This is a genomic window from Pseudomonas sp. P42 (genome assembly GCF_017973755.1).
Lineage (GTDB): Bacteria > Pseudomonadota > Gammaproteobacteria > Pseudomonadales > Pseudomonadaceae > Aquipseudomonas > Aquipseudomonas iridis.
This window is the reverse complement of sequence record NZ_JACOPU010000001.1, coordinates 472,766-484,434: the sequence shown is the minus strand read 5'-3', so window position 1 is coordinate 484,434 and position 11,669 is coordinate 472,766. Positions and strand designations below refer to the sequence as shown.

The following is an 11,669-nucleotide window of genomic DNA, read 5'->3' as shown; positions in this document are numbered from 1 at the left end:
TACCTTGTCTTGCATAGACGGAGGCCACATTACTGGCTGCGCGTTCACAAACGGAACAATGCATGGCAGACCATCGATGTAGGTACAAAAACTGTTCATGATTACCTCAGCCTACCTGCTTGGTCGGGCTGTGATAGATATCAGCGAACATGTCAGCCATGGCTTCTTCGCTGGGTTCTTCCTGCATTTGCACGCTGACGGCGCGGCTGACCAGTTGATGACGGCGCGGCAGATGCAAATCATCCGGAATCCGTGGGCCATCGGTCAGATACGCGACCGGCAATTCATGACTGATCGCCAGGCTCAACACTTCGCCGAGGCTGGCCGTTTCATCCAGTTTAGTCAGGATGCACCCGGCGAGCCCGCAACGCTTGTAACTGTGATAAGCGGCGGTTAGAACCTGTTTTTGGCTGGTGGTTGCCAGCACGAGATAATTTTTTGAACGGATGCCACGCCCGGCCAGACTTTCGAGCTGCATACGCAGTGCCGGATCGCTGGCCTGCAGGCCGGCGGTATCGATCAGCACCACGCGTTTGCGCAGCAGCGGGTCCAGGGCCTGCACCAGCGACTGACCCGGATCGACGTGCGTTACCGGCACGTTGAGAATCCGGCCCAGGGTCTTCAGTTGTTCCTGAGCGCCGATGCGGAAGCTGTCCATGCTCACCAGCGCGACATTCTGCGCGCCGTACTTGAGCACGTAGCGGGCAGCAAGCTTGGCAAGCGTGGTGGTCTTGCCCATGCCGGCAGGGCCGACCATGGCAATCACACCGCCCTCTTCCAGCGGCTCGACTTCCGGTACGGCAATCATCCGCGCCAGGTGCGCCAGCAGCATGCGCCAGGCCTGACGAGGCTCTTCGATATCGGTGATCATCGCCAGCAGGTCGCGCGACAACGGGCCGGACAGGCCGATCCGTTGCAGACGGCGATACAGGTTGGCTTGCGCCGGGCGGCTGCCTTGCAGCTGGTTCCAGGCGAGGGTGCCGAGCTGAACTTCCATCAGCTCGCGCAGGCTGTTCAATTCAAAACGCATCGAATCCAGTGCACGCGGATCAATCCCGCCTGACGATTGCGCAGGTGCCGGGGCCGGACGCGCCGGGGCCGCGTAAGTCGGCTCGCTCAACGGTTCGGCAGCGGTCAGCGGCAGGCCGGCCGTCATTGGCAAACCGGCGAACAGCTGCCGATTGGTGTCGCCGTCGGCTTCGCCCCGCAGGCTCAATTCGGCCTGGGCGGTGACGATGCGCGACTGGGTCTTGCGCAGCTCGTCTTCGAGTTCCATGTTCGGAACCCGTGGCGCGAGCGCCGACAACTTGTAATCCAGCGCCGCCGTCAGTTCGACGCCGCCGGCAATGCGGCGGTTGCCAATGATGGCGGCATCAGCGCCCAGCTCATCACGAACCAGCTTCATGGCCTGACGCATATCGGCGGCGAAAAAACGCTTAACTTGCATAAACCACTACCTCAGCCGTTGGGCCCTACTGTCGCAACGATCGTCACTTGCTTGTTGTCCGGTATTTCCTGGTAGGCCAGCACGTGCAATCCAGGGACTGCCAGGCGGCCAAAGCGCGAGAGCATCGCGCGGATCGGGCCGGCTACCAATAGGATGACCGGCTGACCTTGCATTTCCTGCCGCTGCGCCGCTTCGATCAGCGAACGCTGCAGCTTCTCGGCCATGCTTGGCTCCAGCAGAACGCCCTCTTCCGAGCCTTGTCCTGCCTTCTGCAGACTATTGAGCAATATCTGTTCCAACCTTGGCTCCAGAGTGATAACAGGTAGCTCAGACTCCGTGCCTACAATGCTTTGGACGATTGCGCGAGATACGCCGACCCGCACAGCAGCCACCAACGCGGCGGTATCTTGACTCTTCGCGGCGTTGTTGGCGATGGCTTCGGCAATGCTGCGGATATCGCGTACCGGGACATGCTCGGCCAGCAACGCTTGCAGCACCTTGAGCAACTGCGACAACGAAACCACGCCCGGCACCAACTCTTCCGCCAGTTTTGGCGAGCTTTTGGCCAGCAATTGCATGAGTTGCTGCACTTCCTCGTGGCCAATCAGCTCGCTGGAGTGCTTGTACAGAATCTGGTTCAAGTGCGTCGCGACCACGGTGCTCGCATCCACAACGGTATAACCCAGCGATTGTGCCTGCGCGCGCTGGCTGATTTCGATCCACACCGCTTCCAGACCGAAAGCCGGATCTTTGGCGTTGATACCGTTGAGCGCGCCGTAGACCTGACCGGGGTTGATCGCCAGTTCGCGATCAGGGTAAATCTCGGCCTCGGCCAGGATCACTCCCATCAAGGTCAGACGATACGCGCTCGGGGCCAGATCGAGGTTGTCACGAATGTGCACAGTGGGCATCAGGAAGCCCAGATCCTGCGACAGCTTCTTGCGCACGCCCTTGATCCGCGCCAGCAATTGCCCGCCCTGATTGCGATCAACCAGCGGGATCAGGCGATAGCCGACTTCCAGGCCGATCATGTCGATCGGGGTCACGTCGTCCCAGCCAAGCTCTTTGGTTTCCATGGCGCGGGCCGGTGATGGCAGCAATTCCTGCTGACGCTTGACCTCTTCCAGCGCGACGACTTTGGCCACGTTCTGTTTTTTCCAGAACAGGTACGCGGCGCCGCCAGCCAGTGCGGCCATGCTCAGGAACGAGAAGTGCGGCATGCCCGGCACCAGGCCCATGACCGCCATCAACCCGGCAGCCACTGCCAGCGCTTTCGGCGAGGCGAACATTTGGCGGTTGATCTGCTTGCCCATGTCTTCCGAACCGGAAGCACGGGTCACCATGATCGCCGCCGCTGTTGATAACAACAGTGATGGCAATTGCGCCACCAAACCGTCACCGATGGTCAGCAAGGCATAAACCCGGCCAGCGTCACCGAAGCTCATGTTGTGCTGGAAGATACCGACGGCCATACCGCCGATGAGGTTGATAAACAGAATCAGCAGGCCGGCGATGGCGTCACCACGGACGAATTTGCTCGCACCGTCCATGGAACCGTAGAACTCGGCCTCTTGCGCGACTTCCTGACGGCGCGACTTGGCCTGGTTCTGGTCGATCAGACCGGCGTTGAGGTCGGCGTCGATTGCCATTTGTTTGCCGGGCATCGCATCGAGGGTGAAACGTGCGCTCACCTCGGAAATCCGCCCGGCACCCTTGGTCACCACGACAAAGTTGATGATCATCAAAATCGCGAAAACCACGATACCGACCACGTAGTTACCGCCGATCACCACCTCACCGAAGGCCTGGATCACCTTACCGGCGGCGGCGTGGCCGTCCTGACCGTGGAGCATCACCACCCGCGTCGATGCCACGTTCAACGCCAGGCGCATCAGCGTCGCCACCAGCAGGATGGTCGGGAACACCGCAAAATCCAGTGGCCGCAGGGCGTAAACGCACACCAGCAGCACGACGATGGACAAGGCAATGTTGAAGGTGAAAAACACGTCGAGCAGGAACGGCGGAATCGGCAACATCATCATTGCCAACATGACCAGCAGCAACAACGGCACGCCCAGATTGCCTCGACTGAGGTCGGCAACGTTTGAGCGAGCACTGTTGAGTAACTGAGAGCGATCCACCGGTTTTCCCCGTTCCTTTAAAGCAAACTTTTGACGCCCAGAACGGACGTACGGCGGCTATTGCAAGAAACCTTCCAACTTTTGCCAATGATCGAACAGGGAGGTTTTGACCGTGAGTTTTTTACTGACCGGGACTACCCATTCGCGAGCAGGCTCACTCCCACAGGAAACTGCATTCCAATTATGAGAATGAAATGAAAACCAGATGTGGGCGTGGAATGCATTCCAACCGTGGGAACGAGCCTGCTCGCGAAGGGGCCATAAAATCCGGCGCGATTCTTTGATTTAAACGAAGGTGTTTAAAAGACACTTGCAGACACGGGTTCCAGGCTACGAATCCTTGCGCCTTTGCCTACAGCTACGCCAGAATCCGCCGGCTTGTGCGCCTTGGGGGTGGACTCTATTGTTGAGCCGTCGCTGATTTCTCAGTGATCGGGTTTAGCAGCCTGGGTTTTCTCTAGACGCACAAGTCCGTTGCCGTTATGGCGGCTTTGCGTGGGGCACTTCGGTGCGCCGGGTTCTAGAGTCCTGGTCTGCTAACCCGCGTATAGCCGCCACCCCTTTCGTTAGCAGCGAACAGTGGCAGCTTCATTACTCTAGAGGCTTCACCATGATCAAACCAACACCCAACCCACCCGAAACCGACCCCACCTCTCCCTACGAATCCCTCGATTCAAAAAAACTCAACGACGCCGCCGACCGCGCCCTCGATCACTACCTCTGCCCACCCGGCTCCACGCCACCGCCCCGCCAAACCCGCCGGATGTACGCCGTTACCGCCGATTTCAAAAACGAGGAACTGCTGGTCGATGCCTGCGAAACACTCGCTTCGGCCAAAACCATCGCCCAAGACTTCGCCCGCCTCTTGCCAGCGTCACAGCGCAGGACGCTGCTGGGGATTGCGCAACTGATCATGCTTGGGGAGCTGGCGGTGAATCGCGTGCTGGATAATCCGCAATTGCCGGGCTGAGCCCTGAACACGGGGTTTAATTACACAGATATTTCCCTGTAGGAGCTGCCTTCAGGCATAAAAAAACCGCCGTTCCTTTCAATCGGGACGGCGGTTTTTTTGTTTCATCACAGTAATGTCAGGAATCGCGCCGCAGATCTGGCGGAATCGGCAAATCATCCTTGAGCGGATCCGGACGCTTACCCTTGCCCGCCTGGTATTGGCGGATCTGATAGACGTAGGCCAATACCTGGGCAACGGCCAGGTAAAGTCCACCAGGGATTTCCTGATCGAGTTCGGTCGAGTAGTAGATCGAACGCGCCAACCCCGGCGATTCGAGGAGCATGACGTTATTGGCCACGGCAATTTCGCGGATCTTCAGTGCCAGGAAATCACTGCCCTTGGCCAGCAGTATCGGCGCCCCGCCCTTTTCCGAATCGTATTTCAGCGCCACGGCGTAGTGGGTCGGGTTGGTGATGACCACGTCAGCGTCGGGAATGGCAGCCATCATGCGTCGCTGGGACATTTCGCGCTGGGTCTGGCGGATGCGCTGTTTGACCTCCGGGCGACCTTCCTGATCCTTGTGCTCGTCGCGCACTTCCTGCTTGGTCATCTTGAGCTTTTTCATGCTCTCCCAGATCTGCACCGGGACATCGACCGCCGCGATGATGATCAGGCCACAGGCCAGCCACAGCGTGCTCCAGCCGACCAGCACCACACTGTGAATGATCGCCAGCTCGAGTGGCTCATGGGCAATACGCAGCAAGTCATCGACGTCCGCAGCCAACACCATCAAGGCCACGGACAAGGTGATCAAAAACTTGGCCAGCGCCTTGAGCAGTTCGATGATGGCCTTCATCGAGAACATCCGCTTCAGGCCGGCTCCCGGGTTCATCCGGCTGAACTTGGGCGCCATGGAGCCTGCTGCGAACAGCCAGCCACCGAGGGAAATCGGCCCGATCAGCGCGGCCAGCAGCAGCGTGATCATGATCGGCTGAATCGCCACCAAAGCGAGTTTCCCTGACTGCAAGAGAAACGCGCCCATGGAGCCCTGGTCCATGATCACTTCGCGCGACAGCGTGAAGTTCAGGCGCATCAGGTCCATCAGGTCTTCGGCAAGCATGCCGCCGAACACCAGCAGCGCGCCGGAACCGGCCATCATTACAGCAAGGGTGTTGAGTTCTTTGGAGCGGGCAATCTCGCCCTTCTCACGGGAGTCCTTTTTACGTTTCTCCGTGGGGTCTTCTGTTTTGTCCTGACCGCTTTCGCTCTCTGCCATGACTCAGCGCGCCCGTGCGAGTTCGCGTAGCAACTGCAAGGCCTCGGTGGCCAGCGGCTGATACTGATTGAGAATATCCGCCAGACCGACCCAGACGATGAACAGCCCGAGCACCAGGGTCAGCGGAAAACCGATGGAGAAAATGTTCAGTTGCGGCGCGGCGCGGGTCATTACGCCGAAAGCGATGTTGACCACCAGCAACGCGGTCACTGCCGGCAGCACCAACAGCAACGCCGCCCCCAGGACCCAGCCGAGTTTGCCGGCCAGCTCCCAATAATGCGCGGTCATCAACCCGCTACCCACCGGCAACGTAGTGAAGCTCTCGGTGAGGACTTCAAATACCACCAGATGGCCATTCATCGATAGGAACAACAACGTCACGAGCATGGTGAAGAACTGCCCGATCACCGCCACCGAAACGCCGTTGGCCGGGTCGACCATCGAGGCGAAGCCCATGCCCATCTGGATCGCGACAATCTGCCCGGCCACGGCAAATGCCTGGAAAAACAGCTGCAGGGAAAAGCCAAGCACGGCGCCGATCAGAATCTGCTCGGCAATCAGCAGCAAGCCACTGAGATCGAGCGGACTCACCGCCGGCATCGGCGGCAGGCCCGGGACAATCACCACGGTGATTGCGACGGCGAAATACAGGCGCACGCGCCGCGGGATGAGGGTCGTGCCGAATACCGGCATGACCATCAGCATCGAGGCCACGCGAAACAGCGGCAACATGAACGTCGCCACCCAGGAACTGATCTGGGTGTCGGTCAGCTGAAGCAGCGACTGCATGGCTTAGCCGATGACCATCGGGATGTTTTTGTACAGCTCGATGATGTATTCCATGAAGGTCTGCACGATCCACGGACCACCGACGATCAGGGTCACCAGCATCACCAGCAGACGCGGCAGAAAGCTCAAGGTCTGTTCGTTGATCTGCGTGGCCGCCTGAAACATCGCCACCAGCAAGCCCACCAACAGGCTCGGCACCACCAGAATCGCGACCATCAGTGTGGTCAGCCACAGCGCCTCACGAAAGATATCGACCGCGACTTCCGGCGTCATGGCGAGACACCTCCGAAACTGCTGGCCAAGGTGCCGATAATCAGCGCCCAGCCATCCACCAGCACGAACAGCATGATCTTGAACGGCAGCGAGATGATCAGCGGCGAGAGCATCATCATACCCATCGCCATCAGCACACTGGCCACGACGAGGTCGATGATCAGGAACGGAATGAAGATCATGAAGCCGATCTGGAACGCCGTTTTCAGCTCGGACGTGACGAACGCCGGCACCAGAATTGTCAGTGGTGCCTGATCCGGGGTGGCGATGTCGGTGCGCTTGGACAGGCGCATGAACAACTCAAGATCACTGGTGCGCGTCTGGGCGAGCATGAAGTCCTTGATCGGCACCTGGGCTTTTTCCACCGCTTGCTGGGCGGTAAGTGTCTCCGCCAGATACGGTTGCAGCGCATCTTTGTTCACCCGGTCGAACACCGGCGCCATGATGAACATCGTCAGAAACAGCGCCATGCCGGTGAGGATCTGGTTCGACGGCGTCTGCTGCAAGCCCAGGGCCTGACGCAGGATAGAGAAGACGATGATGATCCGCGTGAAACTGGTCATCAGGATGACCGCCGCCGGGATAAAACTCAGCGCGGTCATGATCAGCAGGATCTGCAGACTGACCGAATACTCCTGCGCGCCGTCGGCGTTGGTGCCCAGCGTGATCGCCGGGATCGACAACGGATCGGCGGCGAACGCCAGCGGCGCGGCCAGCATCAGGGCCAGCGTCAAGACGATGCGTAGCGCACCCATTACTTCTTATCCTTCTGATCCTTGCCGAGAATCCTCAGCAGATGCTGGGCAAATTCCGGCGTCGCTTTCTCGCTGGTGCTCGGCACCTCGACCGGTTCCTTGAGCACGTGCAGCGCGGTAATGGTGCCGGGGCTCAAGCCGAGCAGAATCTGCTCATTGCCGACCTGCACCAGCATCAGACGGTCACGCGGGCCGAGCGCGCGCGAGCCAATCAGCTCGATCACCTGCCCTTTGCCCGCAGGCCCCGCCTGCTGCACCCGACGCAACAGCCAGGCGAGGAAGAAGATCAACCCCAGCACCAGCAGCAGGCCGAACACCAGCTGCGTCAATTGCCCAGCCACGCCACTGTTGACCATCGGTGCGGTAGCAGCGGCAGGCGCGGCGTGGCCAGCCACCGGTTCGGCGGCCAACACGCTCAGGGGCAAGGCCAGCAGAGCCCAGAGAAACCTTTTCACTCAGCGCAGCTTCTTGATGCGTTCACTTGGGCTGATCACGTCGGTCAGGCGGATGCCGAACTTCTCGTTGACCACCACTACTTCGCCGTGAGCGATCAGCGTGCCGTTGACCAGCACGTCCAGCGGCTCACCGGCCAGGCGATCAAGCTCGATCACCGAACCCTGGTTGAGTTGCAGCAGGTTGCGGATGTTGATGTCGGTGCTGCCGACTTCCATCGAGATGGACACCGGGATGTCGAGGATCACGTCCAGGTTCGGGCCGTCCAGTGTCACTGGATCGTTGTTCTTCGGCACGCTGCCGAACTCTTCCATCGGCAGACGCGAGCCGCTGGATGCGTCGGCCGCCAGCAGTGCGTCGATTTCGGATTGACCATCACCGGTCTCTTCCAGGGCAGCAGCCCATTCGTCAGCCAGTGCCTGATCGTCCTGGGCGTTAATATCGTCGTTCATCATTTGTCCTCGGCGGGCAAAAATTCAGCTAAATGTGGGGGTAAAAGCGCTGCTTCAGCGACGCTCGATCGGCTCGATCACCTGCAACGCGAGGTTGCCTTTGTGCGAGCCCATCTTGACCTTGAAGGCCGGCACGCCGTTGGCGCGCATGATCATTTCGTCCGGCATCTCGACCGGGATCACATCCCCCGGCTGCATGTGCAGGATGTCGCGCAACTTCAACTGGCGGCGGGCCACGGTGGCACCGATCGGCACGTCGACATCGAGCACGTCCTGGCGCAGGGCGTTGACCCAGCGCTCGTCCTGATCGTCGAGGTCCGACTGGAAACCGGCGTCGAGCATTTCCCGCACCGGCTCGATCATCGAGTACGGCATGGTCACGTGCAGGTCGCCGCCACCGCCATCGAGTTCGATGTGGAAGGTGGAGACCACAATCGCTTCGCTCGGGCCGACGATGTTGGCCATGGCCGGGTTCACCTCCGAGTTGATGTACTCGAAATTGACTTCCATGATCGCTTGCCAGGCTTCTTTCAGATCGACGAAGGCCTGCTCCAGCACCATGCGCACCACGCGCAGTTCGGTCGGGGTGAATTCACGCCCTTCGATCTTGGCGTGACGGCCGTCGCCGCCGAAGAAGTTGTCCACCAGTTTGAACACCAGTTTGGCGTCGAGGATGAACAGCGCGGTGCCGCGCAGGGGTTTGATCTTGACCAGGTTGAGACTGGTCGGCACATACAACGAGTGCACGTATTCGCCGAACTTCATCACCTGTACGCCACCGACGGCAACGTCCGCCGAGCGGCGCAGCATGTTGAACATGCTGATGCGGGTGTAGCGGGCAAAACGCTCGTTGATCATTTCCAGAGTCGGCATGCGTCCACGGACGATGCGATCCTGGCTGGTCAGGTCGTAGCTTTTGACACTGCCGGGTTCGGCAGCGTTATCGGTCTGTACCAGACCATCGTCGACGCCATGCAACAGCGCATCGATTTCATCCTGGGACAGCAGATCCTGCACGGCCATGTCGTGTTCCTACTGCAGTACGAAATTAGTGAAAAGCAACTGTTCGATCACCACTTTGCCCAGCTCTTTCTGCGCCACTTCCTGGACGCTGGCGGTGGCCTTCTGGCGCAACATTTCCTGGCCGACCGGGGTCGCCAAGGTGGCGAAGTCCTGACCGGAGAAGAGCATTACCAGATTGTTGCGGATCACCGGCATGTGCACTTTCAGCGCTTCCAGGTCGGCCTGGTTACGCGCCAGCATGGTGATGCTCACTTGCATGTAGCGCTGACGGCCGTTCTGGTTGTAGTTGGCGACAAAGGCGGGGGCCATCGGCTCGAAAATCGCCGGCTGCTTGCCGACCGGCGCTGCTTGGGCGGCATCGGCAGGCTTGCTCTGAGCGCTGTGCATGAAGAACCAGGTCGCCCCCACGGACGCACCAATGGCCAACAACAACGCCAGCACGATCACGATGATCAGCTTGAGTTTGCCTTTGGTTGCGGGGTCTTTTACTGCTGCTGTTTCGCTCTTCGCCATGCCAATAATCCGTCACTATTCGGGTTTTCACAGTCGCACGGCAAGGCAAGAGCAAGTGTTATGCCAGAAGTGTTGGAGGGGAGGACGGACACCATAAAACAACTGTGGGAGCGAGCCTGCTCGCGAAAGCGATGTAACAGTCGACATAAAAGTTGAATGTTAAACCGCATTCGCGAGCAGGCTCGCTCCCACAAGGGCGATCAGTGCTTTATCAGGCGTAATAATCGACTGCGCTGGTACCGATCACGCTGGTGGTTTGAACGGCTGCCTCAGCAACAGCGGCAGCCGCCAGTTCGTCATCTGCCGAATCCAGTCGACCACCGCCAGCGCTGGTGCGCCCGCTCTGACCTTGTTGCGCCTGTTCCTGACCTTGCTGACCCTGCCAGCCACGGCTCTGGTCGGACACATTGACGTCGACCTGGCCCATGCCCTGCTGGTTGAACATCTCACGCAGGCGATGCATCTGCCCATCGAGCGCTTCACGCACACTCGGGTGCGCACTCATGAACGTCACTTGGGTTTGCTGGTCCGGGACCATGTTTACGCGGATATCCAGACGACCCAATTCGGCCGGCTGCAACTGAATGTCCGCCGCCTTGAGATTGACGCTCGACAGATACATGACGCGGTTGACCACTTCTTCGGTCCAGCCGCTCTGATGCATGGCAATCGGCTGATTGACCGGCACTGCGTTCGCGGTCTTCGGTGTAGCGGCCTGGGTCAGCGCTGCCAGACGGTTAGCGAAGTCATCGACGCGGGTATCGCTGGTAGCGGACTTGAGGTCTTTGAGGCCGTCATCGAGCAGACCGCTGAAGGCTTTGTCACCGCCCTGCTGACTGGTGCTGTCCTTGTCGGTCTGCACGTCGAGCATGCTTGCCATGCCCGCGGCAAAAGTCTGCGCCGAGGTCAATTCACCGTCGGTCTGCGCTGGCGCAGCTTTGGGCTGCGCCTGACTAGCGGCGGAAATATGACCACCCTGCTCCATCGCCATACGCACGGCAGGCAGTGAATCAAGCGGATCGGCCGAAGGGTCGAAATCGCTGTCGGCGCTGGCCGCCGGGTCTTTGACCATACTCGCCAGCACGGCAACTTCCGGAGTTTCGTCCTGGGCCGGTGCGGCCGCTGGAGCCGCTACGACGGGCGCCGTCACGGCCGGCTGCACGATGGCAGCCAACGCCGGATCCAGGGCCGGGTCAACCACTGCGGCGTCACCGACAGTGGCGTCGGCTACCGGCGTCTGCGCGCCATCGTCGCTGGCAGCCTTGTCGTCGCTCGATGCCGCTGTATCAGCAGGCAACGCCTTGCCGCTATCGGCAACCACCGGCTTGGGAGCGGCAGACTGATCAGTGCCGACGTCCTTTTTGCCACCGGTATCGGCAACCTTGTGGCGCCCCGATTTCACCGAATTATCAGCAGAGACCGCAGGCTTGTTCGAGCCCTGATCGGCGAATACTTTGGCGAAGCTTGAAGCCTTTTCCCCAGCGTCTGCGGCCATTGCCGACGATTTGGCAGACGCGGCCTGAGCCTTGGCCTGGGCGGCGTTCTGAAGAAGAATGTTGGGGGTCGCAGGCATGAAACGGTCTCCGCTGCACTGG

The 11,669-nt window shown here is 59.9% G+C and carries 12 protein-coding genes; 1 reads left to right on the top strand and 11 read right to left on the bottom strand.

The window, feature by feature from the left end; genetic code table 11:
* Positions 1 to 106: 106 nt before the first annotated feature.
* Positions 107 to 1,447, bottom strand: a complete 1,341-nt coding sequence (gene flhF / locus H8B20_RS02345) for a flagellar biosynthesis GTPase FlhF (RefSeq protein WP_047300277.1) — start codon at positions 1,445 to 1,447, stop codon at positions 107 to 109.
* 11 nt (positions 1,448 to 1,458) lie between these two features.
* A complete protein-coding gene (gene flhA, locus H8B20_RS02340; protein ID WP_042558242.1) occupies positions 1,459 to 3,588 on the bottom strand; it encodes a flagellar biosynthesis protein FlhA in 2,130 nt (709 codons plus the stop codon).
* Between the two features lie 610 nt (positions 3,589 to 4,198).
* Between flhA and H8B20_RS02335 the strand changes: the two genes are divergently transcribed.
* Positions 4,199 to 4,558, top strand: a complete 360-nt coding sequence (locus H8B20_RS02335) for a DUF6124 family protein (RefSeq protein WP_210622244.1) — start codon at positions 4,199 to 4,201, stop codon at positions 4,556 to 4,558.
* A 118-nt stretch (positions 4,559 to 4,676) separates the two neighbouring features.
* Here the strand turns inward: H8B20_RS02335 and flhB are convergent, their stop codons facing one another.
* The 9 genes from flhB to H8B20_RS02290 form a co-directional block, all read right to left on the bottom strand.
* Positions 4,677 to 5,816, bottom strand: a complete 1,140-nt coding sequence (flhB, locus tag H8B20_RS02330) for a flagellar biosynthesis protein FlhB (protein ID WP_047300265.1) — start codon at positions 5,814 to 5,816, stop codon at positions 4,677 to 4,679.
* A 3-nt stretch (positions 5,817 to 5,819) separates the two neighbouring features.
* The gene (fliR, locus tag H8B20_RS02325; RefSeq protein WP_042558230.1) at positions 5,820 to 6,605 is read right to left on the bottom strand and encodes a flagellar biosynthetic protein FliR; all 786 of its coding nucleotides are present in this window, start codon (positions 6,603 to 6,605) and stop codon (positions 5,820 to 5,822) included.
* Between the two features lie 3 nt (positions 6,606 to 6,608).
* Positions 6,609 to 6,878: a flagellar biosynthesis protein FliQ gene (gene fliQ, locus H8B20_RS02320; RefSeq protein WP_042558229.1), complete on the bottom strand. Its 270-nt coding sequence runs from the start codon at positions 6,876 to 6,878 to the stop codon at positions 6,609 to 6,611.
* Positions 6,875 to 7,633 (bottom strand): flagellar type III secretion system pore protein FliP, encoded by a 759-nt coding sequence (fliP, locus tag H8B20_RS02315; RefSeq protein ID WP_016984314.1) that lies wholly within the window; start codon positions 7,631 to 7,633, stop codon positions 6,875 to 6,877. Before fliP ends, fliQ begins: the two co-directional genes overlap by 4 nt.
* On the bottom strand, positions 7,633 to 8,088 hold the full coding sequence (gene fliO, locus H8B20_RS02310) for a flagellar biosynthetic protein FliO (RefSeq protein WP_042558228.1): 456 nt from the start codon (positions 8,086 to 8,088) through the stop codon (positions 7,633 to 7,635). The genes fliP and fliO overlap by 1 nt, the downstream gene beginning before the upstream one ends.
* The gene (gene fliN / locus H8B20_RS02305; protein ID WP_414704588.1) at positions 8,089 to 8,538 is read right to left on the bottom strand and encodes a flagellar motor switch protein FliN; all 450 of its coding nucleotides are present in this window, start codon (positions 8,536 to 8,538) and stop codon (positions 8,089 to 8,091) included.
* Positions 8,539 to 8,592: 54 nt separating this feature from the next.
* Positions 8,593 to 9,561 (bottom strand): flagellar motor switch protein FliM, encoded by a 969-nt coding sequence (fliM, locus tag H8B20_RS02300; protein WP_007920032.1) that lies wholly within the window; start codon positions 9,559 to 9,561, stop codon positions 8,593 to 8,595.
* A 9-nt stretch (positions 9,562 to 9,570) separates the two neighbouring features.
* Positions 9,571 to 10,074, bottom strand: coding sequence for a flagellar basal body-associated protein FliL (gene fliL, locus H8B20_RS02295; RefSeq protein WP_042558226.1), 504 nt, complete (start codon positions 10,072 to 10,074; stop codon positions 9,571 to 9,573).
* Positions 10,075 to 10,285: 211 nt separating this feature from the next.
* Complete coding sequence (locus H8B20_RS02290; RefSeq protein WP_210622242.1) at positions 10,286 to 11,647, bottom strand: flagellar hook-length control protein FliK; 1,362 nt, start codon at positions 11,645 to 11,647, stop codon at positions 10,286 to 10,288.
* Between the last annotated feature and the right edge of the window lie 22 nt (positions 11,648 to 11,669).